Genomic DNA, 14991 nt, shown 5'->3' with positions numbered 1-14991 from the left:
TCCATACTTACGTATGTTGGGGCTACGCACCAGAAGTAACTATTGGCTGGAGCTGGTATGTCCGCTTTCCCACCGCGCAGCACCGCACTGCCCCACGCGCAGTCCTCCCCGCCGGCATCAGGGGCGGAGGAGAGTGACGTCACGCTCTCCTCGCCGGCCGGTGCACCCGCCGCCGGCGCGGCGCCCGCGACGGAGCCCGAACTCCTCCTCCTGGGGACCGGCTCGGCCGCCCCGGTCTGCGCGGACGGGACGTGTCTCCTGTGAGCGCGAACCTGCGTATCGACATCTGGTCCGACGTCGTCTGCGCGTGGTGCTACATCGGCAAGCGGCGGCTGGAGGCCGCGCTTGACCAGTTCGAGCACGCCGACGCCGTGGAACTGCACTGGCACAGCTTCCAGCTCGACCCCGCGCTTCCCCCGGGCCGGCGTGAGCTCGTCAGCGAGGTGACGGCCAAGAAGACAGGCGCCGGGCCGGAGCAGGTCCGGGCCATGCTCCGGCAGATCAGTGAGCTCGCCGAGGCGGAGGGGCTGGAGTACGACCTGGACCGTGCCATGTCGGTGAACACGCTGGACGCGCATCGGGTGAACCACCTGGCGGCCGAGCACGGGCTGGGTGGGCGGATGCATGAGCGCCTGCTCGCCGCCCAGCTCGCCGAGGGCGAGGCTGTCGACGACGCCGACACCCTGGTGCGGCTCGGCGGGGAGGTCGGTCTGCCGGAGGCGGAGGTCCGCCGGGTTCTCCTCGGCGACGCCTACGCCGCCGAGGTGGCGGCCGATATCCGCGAGGCCCGGCGGCTCGGTGTCAGCGGTGTGCCGTTCTACGTCTTTGACCGGACCTACGGTGTCTCCGGCGCCCAACCGGTCGGCGTCTTCCTGGAAGCGCTGCGTACCGCCTACGCCGACAGCGCGGTGCCGGACCGCTGACCGGACCGGCCGCCGGCACGGCGCACCCGCCGAAACGCGGCCAATGGCGCGACGGAGTGGGTCGGGCCGCGGCCGGTGCCTCCGGCGCCGGCCGCGCCGGTCACCGGGGAAGAGGCCGGGGCCCGTTGTCCAGGTGGGGGAGGAACGGAACCGGGCAGCGCGAGCGCTGCGCGGGACGGCCCGGAACCCGGGCGTGGGCACCTGCGAGACTCGGCACATGGTGGCGGAACGGCGCGGCCCCTGGAAACGGAGGCGGTTGACAAGAAGGCGGCGACCGCACAGACTCAGGGATATTCCCTAAAGCGAAAACTCTTTTCCACAATATGAAACAGTGGATGAGGGCATCCTGAGCGCCTGGAGGTGGGGCCGTGGGCCGCACGCTGCGGTACACCGTGAACTGCTCACTGCTCTTCACCGAACTGCCGCTGCTGCGGCGCCCGGCCGCGGCGCGCGCCGCCGGGTTCGACGCCGTCGAGTTCTGGTGGCCCTTCGACCGCCCGGTCCCCGAGGACTCCGAAGTGGCGGCGTTCACGGCGGCCGTCGAGGACGCCGGCGTCCAGCTCACCGGCCTCAACTTCTTCGCCGGCGACATGCCGGGCGGCGAGCGCGGCGTGCTCTCCTCGCCGACCCGCGCCGCCGAGTTCCGCGACAACATCGCGGTCGTCGTCGAGATCGGCCACCGGCTCGGCACCACCGGTTTCAACGCCCTCTACGGGTTGCGCGAGCCGGGCGTGCCCGCCGCCGAGTCCGACGCGGTGGCCGCCGAGAGCATCGCCGCGGCCGCCGAGGCGGTGGCCGCCATCGGCGGCACCGTGCTCGTCGAGCCGGTCAGCGGAGCCCCCGACTACCCGCTGAAGACCGCCGCCGACGCGCTGCGCGTCGTCCGCGCCGCGCACACCGTCGGCGCCCGCAACGTCGCGCTGCTCGCCGACCTCTTCCACCTCGCGGCCAACGGCGACGACGTCGCCGCCGTCGTCGACGCGCACGCCCACGAGTTCGGCCACATCCAGATCGCCGACCACCCCGGCCGCGGCGAACCCGGCACCGGCACCCTGCCGCTGGACGAGCTGCTCGCCGCCGCCCAGGCCCGCGGCTACACCGGCCGCGTCGGCCTGGAGTACCGGCCGACCGGGCCCACCACCGAGAGTTTCGCCCGGCTGCCGCACTGAGCGCGCCGCCGGACCGCATCAGCAGGAAGGACGATCAGCCACATGACCGCAGCGAACCCGACGCCGCCGACCGCCGGCGAGGCCCGGCCGGGCCGCGTCGCCTTCATCGGACTCGGCACGATGGGACTGCCGATGGCCCTCAACCTGGTCCGGGCGGGCTTCCAGGTGGCCGGGTACAACCGCTCGCCGCAGAAGACCGAGCGGTTCGCGGCCCAGGGCGGGATCGCCGCCGACTCCGTCGCCGCGGCGGTCAAGGACGCCCAGGTCGTCATCACCATCGTGCCGGACTCGCCCGACGTCGAGGCGGTGCTGCTCGGCGAGGACGGGGTGTTCGCGCACGCGGCCCCCGGCGCGCTCGTCATCGACATGAGCACGGTCCGGCCCGAAACCGCCCGCGCCGTCGCCACCGAGGGGGCCGCGCGCGGCTTCCGGGTGCTGGACGCTCCCGTGAGCGGCGGCGAGCCCGGGGCGGTGGCCGGCACCCTGTCGATCATGGTCGGCGGAGCGGAGGCCGACGTCGAGGCCGCGCGCCCGGTGCTGGAGGCCATGGGCAGCACCGTGGTCCGGGTCGGCCCGTCGGGGGCCGGGCAGACCGTCAAGGCGGCCAACCAGCTCATCGTGGCCGGCAACATCCAGCTCGTCGCCGAGGCTCTGGTCTTCCTGGAGGCGCACGGGGTCGACACCGAGCGGGCGTTCACCGTGCTGGGCGGCGGCATGGCCGGCAGCACGGTGCTGGAGCGCAAGAGCGCCAGCATGCGGGAACGCCGTTTCGAGGCCAGCTTCCGTGCCGAACTGCAAGTGAACGGGAAGGACTCTCCCGTGGCGAGTGAACGGGAAGGACTCTCCCGTGGCGAGTGAACGGGAAGGACTCTCCCGTGGCGAGTGAACGGGAAGGAGCCTCCCGTGGCGAGTGAACGGGAAGTCGTCTCTTCCCGTCCCGGGCGGGCCGCAGCCCCGTACGACCGACGACCGCCGGTGGGACCGGACGACCGGGACACCGGGTGTTGGCGCACCCGGCTCCCACCGGCGGGCAACCCCTCTCCCCGTATGAAGTGAAGGGCGTGCCACATGCTATCCGTCCCCGTCATGTCCGCCGTCGTCGACGTCCTGCGCTCCGAGGGCGTCGACACCGTCTTCGGCTGCCCCGGCGCCGCGATCCTGCCGTTCTACGCCGCGCTGCGCGGCAGCGGCGTCGACCACCTGATCGTCCGGCACGAGGAGGGCGCCGCCCACATGGCCGACGGCTGGGCCCGCACCACCGGCGGGGTCGGGGTCGCGGTGGGCACCTCCGGACCGGCCGGTACCAACATGATCACCGGTCTGTACACCGCGCAGGCCGACTCCGTCCCGATCCTGTGCGTCACCGGCCAGGCGGTCAGCTCCAAGCTGCACCAGGAGGCGTTCCAGGCGGTCGACATCGTGCGGATCGCGGAGCCCGTCACCAAGTGGGCCGTGCAGGTCAAAGAGGCCGCCCAGGCGCCGTGGATCTTCCGGGAGGCGTTCCGCACCGCCCGGTCCGGGCGGCCGGGACCGGTGCTCATCGACCTCCCGCTGGACGTCCAGCGCGAGGCCATCCCCTGGGACCCCGCACTCGACGCCCCCCTGCCGGTGCCCGAGGCCGCTCCGCACCGCCCCCGGGTGGTCCGGGCGCTGGACATGCTGCTGGCCGCCGAGCGGCCGCTGCTGCTCGCCGGCGGCGGGGTGATCTCCGGCGGGGCGCACACCGAACTCGTGGAACTGGCCGAGTACCTGCAGATCCCGGTCCAGGTCACCCTCATGGGCAAAGGCGCCCTCGACGAGCGGCACCCGCTGTTCGCCGGCATGACCGGCATCCAGACCTCCCAGCGGTACGGCAACGCCTCCTTCCTGGAGTCCGACCTCGTGCTCGCGCTCGGCGCCCGCTTCGGTGACCGGCACACCGGCACGCTCGACGTGTACCGCGGCGACCGCGCGTTCATCCACGTCGACATCGAGCCCACCCAGATCGGCCGGGTCTTCCCGCCCGACCTCGGAATCGTCTCCGACACCCGGCTGTTCCTGCGCGCCCTGCTGGAGGAGGCGCGGCGCCGCGGTGCCGGCCGGGCGCCCGGTCCCTGGGCGCGGCGCGTCCAGACGCTGCGGAGCACCCTGACCCGGCGCGACGACTTCGACACCGTGCCCATCAAGGCCCCGCGGGTGTACCGGGAGATCAACGAGGTGTTCGACGACGACACCTACGTGGTGACCGCCATCGGCCTCTACCAGATCTGGGGCGGGCAGCACCAGCGGGCGGCCCGTCCCCGGCGCTACCAGGTGTGCGGCCAGGCCGGCCCGCTCGGCTGGGAGATCCCCGCCGCGATCGGCGTGCGGCGGGCGCTGCACGCCACCGAGCCCGACGCCGACGTCGTCGCGGTCGTCGGCGACTACGGCTTCCACTTCATGGTGGAGGAGCTGGCCGTCGCCGCGCAGTACGACGTGCCCTTCGTCATCGTCATGCTGAACAACGAGTACCTCGGCCTGATCCGCCAGGCCGAGATCCCCTACCGCATGAACTACGAGGTCGACATCCACTACGACGAGTACGGGACCGACAACGTCCGCATCATGGAGGGCTACGGCTGCTCCGGCCGGCGGGTGACCGACCCCGGGGAGGTCCGGGCAGCCCTGGAGTGGGCGCGCACACGGGCCCGGGCGACGTCGCGGCCGGTCCTCGTGGAGATCATGATCGACCGCGAGGCCAACACGCCGCACGGCGCGTCCATCGACGCGGTCGTGGAGTTCGAACCGCTTCCCGAGCAGGAGACCGCGACAACAGGAGTGAGGTAACCCCACGTGCCCGACCACGATCCCCCGGCATTCCTCCGGCTGCCCGACCTCGCCCTCCGGACGCTCGGTGGCGCCGTCGTCCACGCCAACGACGAGTCCTTCGCCGAACGCGAGAACCTCGTCCGGCCCGGCGCCGCCGCGTTCGACCCGTCCGCCTTCGGCCACAAGGGCAAGGTCTACGACGGATGGGAGACCCGGCGCCGGCGCACCCCCGGTCACGACCACGCGATCGTGCGGCTCGGCATCCCGGGGGTCGTGCGCGGCGTGGTCGTGGACACCTCGTGGTTCACGGGCAACTACCCGCCGGAGGTCTCGGTCGAGGCCGCCGGCGTCGAGGGGTACCCCGGCGCGGACGCCCTCGCCGCCGCCGAGTGGACCACCCTCGTACCGCGGTCGCCGGTCCGCGGCGACGCCGCCAACCCGTTCCCGGTCGCCGACCCGCACCGCTACACGCACGTGCGGCTCTCGATCTACCCGGACGGCGGCGTCGCCCGGTTCCGGGTGCACGGCGAACCGGTCGCCGACCCCCGGTTCCTCGTCACGGAAGGGCTGGACCTCGCCGCGCTGGAGAACGGCGGCGGCGTCGCCGGGTGCAGCGACCAGTTCTACTCCTCACCCGCCAACCTCATCGCCCCCGGCCTCACCCGCAACATGGGGGAGGGCTGGGAGAACGCGCGCCGCCGCGGACCCGGGAACGACTGGGTGGAGCTCTGCCTCGCCGCGCACGGCGAGGTCCGGCTGCTGGAGCTGGACACGAGCTACTTCCTGTTCAACGCGCCGGGCGCCGCGCGGGTGGCGGGCTGCGACGAGAGCGCCGCCGACCCGGCGGACCCCGCGGCGTGGTTCCCCCTCCTGGAGCGCACCGCCCTGCTGCCGGACACCCGGCACCGGTTCGCGGTCGCCGACCCCCGCCCGGCCACCCGGCTGCGGCTGGAGGTCTTCCCCGACGGCGGGATGGCCCGGTTGCGCGCGTACGGGCGGCCCTCCGCGGCCGGTCGCGCGCGGCTGTGGCTGCGCTGGCTGAACACGCTGCCCGAGACGCAGCTGCGTGCGGCGCTCGCCGCCGCCGGAGCGTCGGAGGCGGGCGCGGCCGCCGTGCTCGCCGCCCGCCCGGTCGCCCGGTGGGCGGCGCTGCCCGCCGACGTCGCCGGCCGGCTCGCCACCGCCGGGTGAGCGCCCGCGGTCCGCGTGGCCCGGCGCCGGGCGTGAGCCCGGTCACGCGGACCGGTCTGCTACCGTGATGATCGTTATGCCGTGCGCGCTGCTCCTCCTTAGCGGCCGCGGCGGGGGCCGTTGAGGTAGGCCGGCTCCCTCGCCGCGGGGTTTCTGCGTGTTCTTGTCGGCCGGACACCACCGCGAGCGAAACCCTTTCCGAGGAGCCCTTTTTCATGGTGCCGCAGCAGCAGCCCAGTGGTATGCCCGTCCACCGCTACCAGCCCTTCCCGGCGGTCGACCTGCCCGACCGCACGTGGCCGTCCACGACCATCACCGCCGCCCCCCGCTGGCTCTCCACCGACCTGCGCGACGGCAACCAGGCGCTGATCGAGCCGATGGACCCCGCCCGCAAGCGCGAGATGTTCGACCTGCTGGTGCGCATGGGCTACAAGGAGATCGAGGTCGGGTTCCCGGCCGCCAGCCAGACCGACTTCGACTTCGTCCGGTCCCTGATCGAGGGCGGCGCGGTCCCCGACGACGTCGTGATCTCGGTCCTCACACAGGCGCGCGAGGACCTGATCGAGCGCACGGTGCAGAGCCTGGTCGGCGCGAAGCGGGCGACCGTGCACCTGTACAACGCCACCGCGCCGGAGTTCCGCCGCGTGGTGTTCCGGGTGGACCGGGAGGCCTGCAAGGCCATCGCGGTCGAGGGCACGCGGCACGTCATGAAGTACATGGCCGAGTACCTGGACGGCTCGGAGTACGTCGGTTACGAGTACTCCCCGGAGATCTTCATCGACACCGAGCCGGACTTCGCCCTGGAGGTCTGCGAGGCCGTCATGGACGTGTGGCGGCCCGGCCCCGGCCGCGAGATCATCCTCAACCTGCCGGCCACCGTGGAGCGGGCCACCCCGAACGTCTACGCCGACCAGATCGAGTGGATGAGCCGCAGCCTGTCCCGGCGCGAGCACGTGTGCCTGTCGGTGCACCCGCACAACGACCGCGGCTCCGCCGTCGCCTCCGCTGAGCTGGCGGTGATGGCCGGGGCCGACCGGGTCGAGGGCTGCCTGTTCGGGCACGGGGAGCGCACCGGCAACGTCGACCTGGTCACGCTGGGCCTGAACCTGTTCAGCCAGGGTGTCGACCCGCGGATCGACTTCTCCGACATCGACGAGATCCGCCGGATCGTCGAGCACTGCACCCAGCTGCCGGTGGCCCCGCGGCACCCCTACGGCGGGGACCTCGTCTACACCGCGTTCTCCGGCTCGCACCAGGACGCCATCAAGAAGGGCCTGGCCGCGCTGGAGGAGGACGCCGAGCGGACCGGGGTCCCGGTGGCGGAGCAGCCGTGGCGGGTGCCCTACCTGCCGATCGACCCCAAGGACGTCGGGCGCACCTACGAGGCCGTCATCCGGGTCAACAGCCAGTCGGGCAAGGGCGGCGTCTCCTACATCCTGCAGCGGGACCACGCGCTCGACCTGCCGCGCCGGCTGCAGATCGAGTTCTCCCGCGTGGTGCAGCAGTTCACCGACAGCGAGGGCGGCGAGTTCTCGGGTGAGCGGCTGTGGGAGATCTTCGCCAAGACCTACCTGGCCGAGGACGGCCCCGTGGCGGTGGTCGCGCACCGGTCCGAGACCACCGGCGACGGCGGTTACCGGATCTCCGCCGACGTCTCGGTCAACGGGGAGATCCGCGAGATCCGCGGCGCCGGCAACGGCCCGATCTCGGCGTTCGTCGACGCGCTGGCCGGGATCGGCGTCAAGGTACGGGTGGTCGACTACGTCGAGCACGCCATGAGCGAGGGCGGCGACGCCCGTGCGGCCGCCTACGTCGAGGCCGAGGTGGACGGCAGCACCGTCTGGGGGGTCGGCGTCAACGACAACATCACCACGGCGTCGCTGAAGGCGGTGTGCAGCGCGGTCAGCCGCGCCGCGGCACTCTGACAGGCGGCCTGACCTCTCCGTCCGGCACCTGGGTCGCCCCGGGTGCCGGACGCGTGCGGGGCGGGCCGCCGCCGGGCTACTCCCGGCCGAACATCTGGGTCCAGTAGCGGTCGGCCTCGCCGACCCCGATGGCCCGGTTGTCGCAGTTCAGGATGTTGGCGCGGTGCCCGTCGCTGTTCATCCAGCCGTTCATGACGTCCTGGGCGGTGCGGTAGCCGGCCGCGACGTTCTCGCCGGACCACGCCGAGTAGCCGACGGCGGCGGCGCGGTCGCCCGGCCCCTCGCCCTCGGGGCTGACGTGGTCCATGTAGTCGCGTCGGGCCATGTCCTCGCTGTGCCCCTGCGCGGCGGCGGTCAGCCGGCCGTCCACCCGGAGGTCGGGGCAGCCGGCCCGGGAGCGCTCGTCGTTCACCAGGTCCACCACGGCCGCGGTGAGCGAGGAGCCACCGGAGGGGCCGTCGGGCGGCGACCAGTCGCCCCGGCCGGGCCGGCCGCCGCGGTCGGAGTCGTCCGAGCCGCCGTCACGGGGCTCCGCGTCCTCGGGGGCGGAGGAGCCGGTGGGCGAGGCGGACGGCTCGACGTTGATCTCGGCGCTGGTCTGCGCGCTCTCGTCCGCGGGGTCCGAAGGGCGGGTGGCGGGCGGCGCGGAGGGGTCGGTGCTGGGGAAGAAGTCCTCCTCGGGCGTCAGCGCGTCGTCGGGGACGGCGGCCTGCTGGCTGCCGGGGTCCCGGGCGGCGTCCTGCGCGGGAAGCCCAGCGAAGGTGAGTGCTGCCGCGAGGCCGAGTCCGACGGGGATGGCGGCGGCCGCGCCGATGAGCGGTCGCCGCCAGGTTGACGGCCGTTTCGGCGCGCGGCGTGCGGCCCGCCGCCGCCGTCGCGCGCCGCTCTCTCGGCCTGCCGCGGATCTTCGATGGCTTCCGTAACCGCGTGGCATCGTGCCCCCGTTCCGTTCTGGGGAGGGTGGGAAACTCGGGACTGCTGAAAACGGTGCAATTGGTAGAGAGTCACCATTTGTCGCTTCGGGCGCTGATCGTAGACCACTTCGCGGCGAGAGGCGTTACCAATCGGTGATGTCGCTGGTGGGGCGCCGGTGGCCGCGGTCCCGCCGGCCCCGCGCCGCCCGGTTCGCCCGGGAGCGCGCGATCGGCGAGAATGGGCACGTGAGCCTCTACCGCGACGAGGGCGTCGTCCTGCGCACCCAGAAGCTGGGGGAGGCCGACCGCATCGTCACCCTGCTGACCCGGCGCACCGGGCTGGTGCGGGCGGTCGGCAAGGGGGTGCGGCGCACCAAGTCCCGGTTCGGCGCCCGCCTGGAGCCCTTCACCCACGTGGACCTGCAGCTGCACACCGGCCGCACGCTCGACGTCATCACCCAGGCCGACACGCTGCGGGCCTACGGGGAGCCGCTCGTCGCCGACTACCCGCGGTACACGGCGGGCACCGCCATGCTGGAGACGGCCGAGAAGATCGTCATCGTCGAGAAAGACCCCGCGCTGCGGCAGTTCCTGCTGCTCGTGGGCGGCCTGCGCACGCTGGCGGAGGCCGCCCACGACCCGCGCCTGGTCCTGGACGCCTACCTGCTGCGCTCACTCGCCGTCGCGGGGTACGCTCCGGCGCTTGAGGAGTGCGCGCGCTGCGGGTCGCACGGATCCCACCGTTCCTTCGCGGTGCACGCCGGCGGTACCGTGTGCTCGGTGTGCCGACCGGCGGGTTCGGCCGCTCCGGCGCCGGAGACGGTCCACCTCATGGCGGCACTGCTGCGCGGCGACTGGGCCCAGGCCGACGCCAGCGACGGCCGGCACCGCACCGAGTGCAGCGGGCTGGTCGCCGCCTACCTGCAGTGGCACCTGGAAAACGGAATCCGATCCCTGCGCCTCGTGGAGCGTACGTGAGCCTGTACAACCCCCTTTCGTCCAAGTCGGCCGGCCGCAAGGCCGAGCCGCCGCGGCCGCACCCCAGCGGCGCGCGGCCGCCGGAGCTGCCGCGTGAACTGGTGCCCCGGCACGTGGCCATCGTCATGGACGGCAACGGGCGCTGGGCCAAGGAGCGCGGGCTGCCGCGCACCGAGGGGCACAAGGCGGGCGAGAACTCCCTGTTCGACGTCATCGAGGGCGCGCTGGAGCTCGGCGTCCCCTACCTCTCCGCCTACGCGTTCTCCACCGAGAACTGGAAGCGCTCGCCCGAGGAGGTCCGCTTCCTCATGGGCTTCAACCGCGAGGTCATCCGCCGCCGCCGCGACGAGCTGCACGCCCGCGGCGTGCGGGTCCGCTGGGCGGGGCGGAGGGGGCGGCTGTGGAAGAGCGTCATCTCCGAACTGGAGGACGCCGAGGAGATGACCAAGGACAACAGCACCCTCACCCTCCAGTTCTGCGTGAACTACGGCGGGCGCGCGGAGATCGCCGACGCCGCCGCGCGGATCGCCCGCGCCGCGGCCGAGGGCCGGATCAATCCGGACCGGGTGACCGAGGCGACCGTCGCGAAGTACCTCGACGAGCCCGAGATCCCGGACGTCGACCTGTTCGTCCGCTCCTCGGGCGAGCAGCGCTTCTCCAACTTCCTGCTCTGGCAGTCGGCCTACGCGGAGTTCGTCTTCCTCGACACCCTCTGGCCGGACTTCGACCGGCGGCACTTCTGGCACGCGTGCGAGATCTACGCCAGCCGGGACCGGCGCTACGGCGGCGCGGTGCCCAACCCGGTGGAGCCGACCCCGTGAGCCGGGCCGAGGTGCCGGAGAGCCCCCTCGCGGGACGCACCGACCTCGCCTACGTCGCCGTCGGGGACAGCTTCACCGAAGGGGTCGGCGACCCCTATCCGGACAGCGACGGCCACCCGCACGGACACTTCCGCGGGTGGGCGGACCGGTTCGCCGACCACGCGGCCGCGCACGTCGGCCGGGTCGGCTACGCCAACCTCGCGGTCCGCGGCAAGCTGCTCGGCCAGGTGCTGGCCGAGCAGCTGCCGCGCGCGCTGGAACTGCGCCCGGATCTGGTCACGTTCAGCGCCGGCGGCAACGACCTGCTGCGGCCGGGCGGCGACCCCGACCGGCTCGCCCGGGGCGTGGAGCACGCCGTGCGGCAGCTGCGCGCGACCGGCGCGGAGGTCGTGCTGTTCACCGGCGTCAACTTCGCCACCGGCTACATGCGGGCCCGCATCGGGGTGTTCGCCCGCTTCTACCTGAACATCCGGACGATCGCCGACCGCCACGGCTGCCACCTCGTGGACCAGTGGCGAATGGACGTGCTCACCGATCCGCGCGCCTGGCACGCCGACCGGCTGCACATGTCCCCCGAGGGGCACCGCCGGCTGGCGCTGGGAGTGTGCGAGGCGCTCGGGGTGCCGGCCGAGGGCCGGTGGGACGAGCCGTGGCCGCCGGCCGAGGCCGTGGACTGGCGCACCGCGCGCCGTGCCGACCTGCGGTGGGCGCGCGGCTTCCTCGTGCCGTGGCTGGGGCGCCGGCTCACCGGGCGGTCCTCCGGTGACCACGTCACCGCCAAGCGCCCGGAGCTGACGCCGGTCGTGCGCTGAGCGGAGGCGGCGAACAGCCGCCACCGCTGGCCTGAAACGTGAGGAGCGCGACAAAACTCGCGAATACCGCAACCTACTGTCGCGTAACCATGGATTCGCCCGGCATCATCGAATACCATGACCGACTTTCACGGAGGGCTCGACCTCACCCAGGACGTCATCTCCTACGTGGCACTCGGCGACAGTTTCACGGAGGGGCTGAACGATCCCGTCCCGGACGACAGCGGCGCTGCCCGCGGCCGGTTCCGCGGCTGGGCCGACCGGGTGGCCGAGCACCTGGCCGACCGCGTTCCCGAGGTGCGGTACGCGAACCTGGCGGTGCGCGGCAAGCTGATCCGGCAGATCACGGCCGAGCAGCTGCCGCGCGCGGTCGAACTCCACCCCGACCTCGTCACGCTCTGCGCGGGCGGCAACGACATCATCCGGCCCGGCGGGGACCCCGACCAGGTCGCGGCGGTCTTCGAGGCCGCCGTCGCCCGCCTGGCCGGCACCGGCGCCGCCGTCGTCGTCTTCACCGGGTTCGACACCGGCTTCCAGCCGGTCATGCGGCACCTGCGCGGCAAGGTCGCCACCTACAACATGCACGTACGCGCCATCGCCGACCAGTACGGCTGCGCGGTCGTCGACCTGTGGAGCATGCGGGTGCTCCAGGACCGCCGGGCGTGGAGCGCCGACCGGCTGCACCTCTCCTCCGAGGGCCACCGCCGGCTCGCCCTGCGCGTCTGCGAGGTGCTCGGGGTGGCCGCGGAGGGCGACTGGCGCCAGCCCTGGCCCGAGGAGCTGCCCCGGGACTGGCGGCTGGCCCGCCAGGAGGACCTGCACTGGGCGCGCGAGTACCTGGTGCCCTGGATCGGGCGCCGGCTCACCGGACGGTCCTCGGGCGACGGCCGGGCGCCCAAGCGGCCGAACCTGGAGCGCCTGCGGTGAACGGGGAGGCCTCCGGTCAGGAGGCCTCCGCGGTCCTCCGCGCGCAGCAGTCGGCGCAGGTGCCGAAGATCTCGACGGTGTGCGTGAGGTTGACGAAGCCGTGCTGCACCGCGATGCTCTCGGCCCACTTCTCCACCGCGGGCCCCTCGATCTCGACCGCCTTGCCGCAGGACCGGCAGACCAGGTGGTGGTGGTGCCGCTCGGTGGCGCAGGCGCGGTAGACCGCCTCGCCCTCGGCGTTGCGCAGCACGTCGATCTCGCCGGCGTCGCTGAGCGCCTGCAGCGCGCGGTACACCGTCGTGAGCCCGATCTTGGAGCCCTCGGCGCGCAGGTCGGCATAAAGGTCCTGGGCGCTGCGGAAGCCCGTGCTCTCGTTCAGCGCCTGACGTACGGTCTCGCGGCGTGTGCTCATGTCCTCATGCTCCCCGACTCGGTCCCGGGAATGCTACCGAGCGCGGCCGCCCCGCGCGTCCGCCGGACCGCGCCGGCGCGCCCGCGCCGGCGGCGCAGCACCCGGCCGGCCGCGACGGCCGCCGCGAACACCCCGAGAGCGATCAACACGATGGTCGAGCCCGGTGCCACGTCGGCGTAGAAGGCCGTGCTCAGTCCGCCGATCGCCGAGAGCACGCCCACCAGCATGGCGACCCCCACCGTGGCCCGGAAGCCGCGGGTCAGCTGCTGGGCGGCGGCCACCGGTACGACCATGAGCGCGCTCACCAGCAGCACGCCCACCACGCGCATCGCGACGACGACCGTCAGCGCCGCCGTCACCGCGATCACCAGGCTGAGCAGCCGGACCGGCAGCCCGTGCGTCCGGGCGACCTCCTCGTCCTGGCACAGCACGAACAGCTCGCGGCCGAAGTACGCCAGGACGCCAAGCACCAGCACCGCGAGCGCGGCCATGATGGTGACGTCCTCCTCGCTGACGCTGGTCACCGAGCCGAACAGGAACGAGGTGAGGGTGCCGGTGCTCTGCCCCGGCGCCAGGCCGATCAGCAGCACGCCGCCGGCGATGCCGCCGTAGAAGAGCAGCGCGAGCGCCACGTCGCCGCTGGTACGGGTGCGAGCCCGGACCACCTCGATGAGCGCGGCGCCCAGCGCCGACACGATGAGCGCGGTGATCACCGGCGACGAGCTGGTCAGGTAGCCAAGCGCGACCCCGGTCAGCGCGACGTGCCCGATACCGTCGCCGAGCAGCGCGAGCCGGCGCTGCACCAGGAAGGTGCCGATGGCCGGCGCGGTGAGCCCGACGAGCACGGCCGCGAGCAGCGCGCGGCGCATGAAGTCCAGTTCCAGCAGCTCAGTCACGGCGGGGGACCTCCAGGCCCGGCACCGCCGGGGCGAGCAGCGGCGCGCCGGCGTCCGGGGGCGCGTGGTCGTGGTCGGGACGGGCGGGTTCGCCCGCCGGACGGGGCGGTTCGCCGTCGTGGGCGATCCGTCCGTGTGCGAGCACGACGGCGCGCTGGATCAGCGGACGCAGGGGTCCCAGCTCGTGCAGGACCAGCACCACCGTGTGGCCGCGCCGCCGCAGTTCGGCGACCGCCCCGGCCAGGGCCCGCTGGCTGGCCGCGTCCACGCCGGCCATCGGCTCGTCCATGACGAAGGTGTCAGGGCGGCCCGCCAGCGCGCGGGCGATCAGCACCCGCTGCTGCTGGCCGCCGGAGAGCTCGTGGACGGAGTCGCGCGCGCGGTCGGCGAGCCCCACGGCGGCCAGCGCCTCGTCCACCGCCGCGCGGTCGGCGGGCCCCGGCAGCCGGAGGCGGCGCAGCCGCGCGACCTGCCCGGAGGCGACCACCTCGCGCACGGTGGCGGGCACCCCGCCGCCAGCCGGGAGGCGCTGCGGCACGTAGCCGACGCGGCCCCACTGCCGGAACCGCCGGACCGGGACGCCGTGGAGTTCGACGCCGCCCCGGTGCAGCGGCACCAGGCCGAGCATGGCGCGCGACAGGGTCGACTTCCCCGAACCGTTGGGCCCGAGGATGGCGAGCACCTCGCCGCGCGGGACCTCGAAGGAGACGCCGTCCAGCACCGGCCGGCCGTCGTACTCGACCACGGCCCCGGTGACGCGGAAGGCGGGCGGCGCGGGTTCCGGTCGCGGATCCGCGACAGCTACCTCAGACACCTCTCAAGTCTGCCGACAACGAAAATGATTGTCAAAATGTCCGGTTTCATGATCCGGTCTGCAGGACGGCCAGCCCGGTGAGTGTGGCCACCACCACGACCCGCATGGCGCGCTCGCCCCCGCGCAGCCTGGGCCAGGCCAGGAACGCCAGCCACGCGAAGAACAGCGCTAGCACCGCGAGCAGTACCGCGCCGATGAGCCCCGCGATCAGCAGCCCGGCGATGAACACGCCGGCCATCCCCACCGGCAGCACCCACCGCGGCGCGTTGTGCAGCCACACGAGCGGCACCGCGCTGCGCCGCTCCACCGCGCGCCGCAGCGCGCCGGCCTCCGGGGTGAAGAAGGCGTCGCCCTCCGGTAGCGGGCGCCTCGGCGCGGCGGCGGGGCGGCGGGAGGGCTTCTTGCGCTTACGTGACACGCGG

General features: G+C 73.5%; 15 protein-coding genes. 10 read left to right on the top strand and 5 right to left on the bottom strand.

What is annotated here, in order from left to right:
- Positions 1 to 260 precede the first annotated feature (260 nt).
- The 6 genes from DEF28_RS12295 (at position 261) to leuA (ending at position 7995) form a co-directional block, all read left to right on the top strand.
- Positions 261 to 923 carry a DsbA family oxidoreductase gene (locus tag DEF28_RS12295; RefSeq protein WP_233515257.1) on the top strand — a complete coding sequence of 221 codons (663 nt, stop codon included), beginning with the start codon at positions 261 to 263 and terminating at the stop codon, positions 921 to 923.
- Between the two features lie 368 nt (positions 924 to 1291).
- Positions 1292 to 2092, top strand: coding sequence for a hydroxypyruvate isomerase family protein (locus tag DEF28_RS12290; RefSeq protein ID WP_114398457.1), 801 nt, complete (start codon positions 1292 to 1294; stop codon positions 2090 to 2092).
- A gap of 42 nt (positions 2093 to 2134) precedes the next feature.
- Positions 2135 to 2950, top strand: coding sequence for an NAD(P)-dependent oxidoreductase (locus tag DEF28_RS12285; RefSeq protein WP_114446142.1), 816 nt, complete (start codon positions 2135 to 2137; stop codon positions 2948 to 2950).
- Positions 2951 to 3160: 210 nt separating this feature from the next.
- Positions 3161 to 4897: a glyoxylate carboligase gene (gene gcl, locus DEF28_RS12280; protein WP_114398455.1), complete on the top strand. Its 1737-nt coding sequence runs from the start codon at positions 3161 to 3163 to the stop codon at positions 4895 to 4897.
- A 6-nt stretch (positions 4898 to 4903) separates the two neighbouring features.
- Positions 4904 to 6070: an allantoicase gene (gene alc / locus DEF28_RS12275; RefSeq protein ID WP_181874327.1), complete on the top strand. Its 1167-nt coding sequence runs from the start codon at positions 4904 to 4906 to the stop codon at positions 6068 to 6070.
- Positions 6071 to 6285: 215 nt separating this feature from the next.
- Positions 6286 to 7995 carry a 2-isopropylmalate synthase gene (leuA, locus tag DEF28_RS12270; RefSeq protein ID WP_114398454.1) on the top strand — a complete coding sequence of 570 codons (1710 nt, stop codon included), beginning with the start codon at positions 6286 to 6288 and terminating at the stop codon, positions 7993 to 7995.
- Between the two features lie 76 nt (positions 7996 to 8071).
- Here leuA and DEF28_RS12265 read toward each other — a convergent pair whose 3' ends face one another.
- Complete coding sequence (locus DEF28_RS12265; protein WP_114398453.1) at positions 8072 to 8929, bottom strand: CAP domain-containing protein; 858 nt, start codon at positions 8927 to 8929, stop codon at positions 8072 to 8074.
- A 226-nt stretch (positions 8930 to 9155) separates the two neighbouring features.
- Here DEF28_RS12265 and recO point away from each other — a divergent pair, with 226 nt between their 5' ends.
- From recO to DEF28_RS12245, 4 genes are all read left to right on the top strand, one after another.
- Positions 9156 to 9887, top strand: coding sequence for a DNA repair protein RecO (recO, locus tag DEF28_RS12260; RefSeq protein WP_114398466.1), 732 nt, complete (start codon positions 9156 to 9158; stop codon positions 9885 to 9887).
- Positions 9884 to 10708, top strand: coding sequence for an isoprenyl transferase (locus DEF28_RS12255; RefSeq protein ID WP_114398452.1), 825 nt, complete (start codon positions 9884 to 9886; stop codon positions 10706 to 10708). Before recO ends, DEF28_RS12255 begins: the two co-directional genes overlap by 4 nt.
- Positions 10705 to 11520: an SGNH/GDSL hydrolase family protein gene (locus tag DEF28_RS12250; RefSeq protein ID WP_233515256.1), complete on the top strand. Its 816-nt coding sequence runs from the start codon at positions 10705 to 10707 to the stop codon at positions 11518 to 11520. The genes DEF28_RS12255 and DEF28_RS12250 overlap by 4 nt, the downstream gene beginning before the upstream one ends.
- Before the next feature lie 117 nt (positions 11521 to 11637).
- Entirely contained in the window at positions 11638 to 12447 is an 810-nt protein-coding gene (locus tag DEF28_RS12245; RefSeq protein ID WP_114398451.1) for an SGNH/GDSL hydrolase family protein, read from the top strand.
- A 16-nt stretch (positions 12448 to 12463) separates the two neighbouring features.
- Here the strand turns inward: DEF28_RS12245 and DEF28_RS12240 are convergent, their stop codons facing one another.
- The 4 genes from DEF28_RS12240 to DEF28_RS12225 are packed head-to-tail and all read right to left on the bottom strand — an operon-like array spanning position 12464 to position 14987.
- Complete coding sequence (locus DEF28_RS12240; protein ID WP_114398450.1) at positions 12464 to 12859, bottom strand: Fur family transcriptional regulator; 396 nt, start codon at positions 12857 to 12859, stop codon at positions 12464 to 12466.
- Positions 12856 to 13755 carry a metal ABC transporter permease gene (locus DEF28_RS12235; protein WP_114398449.1) on the bottom strand — a complete coding sequence of 300 codons (900 nt, stop codon included), beginning with the start codon at positions 13753 to 13755 and terminating at the stop codon, positions 12856 to 12858. The genes DEF28_RS12240 and DEF28_RS12235 overlap by 4 nt, the downstream gene beginning before the upstream one ends.
- The gene (locus DEF28_RS12230) at positions 13748 to 14569 is read right to left on the bottom strand and encodes a metal ABC transporter ATP-binding protein (protein WP_114398448.1); all 822 of its coding nucleotides are present in this window, start codon (positions 14567 to 14569) and stop codon (positions 13748 to 13750) included. The genes DEF28_RS12235 and DEF28_RS12230 overlap by 8 nt, the downstream gene beginning before the upstream one ends.
- A 46-nt stretch (positions 14570 to 14615) precedes the next feature.
- Entirely contained in the window at positions 14616 to 14987 is a 372-nt protein-coding gene (locus tag DEF28_RS12225) for a DUF6703 family protein (protein WP_114398447.1), read from the bottom strand.
- Between the last annotated feature and the right edge of the window lie 4 nt (positions 14988 to 14991).

The sequence above is a fragment of the Marinitenerispora sediminis genome, assembly GCF_003336425.1.
GTDB lineage: Bacteria > Actinomycetota > Actinomycetes > Streptosporangiales > Streptosporangiaceae > Marinitenerispora > Marinitenerispora sediminis.
The sequence above is the reverse complement of the archived record's forward strand: the minus strand, read 5'-3'. Positions and strand labels throughout refer to the sequence as shown.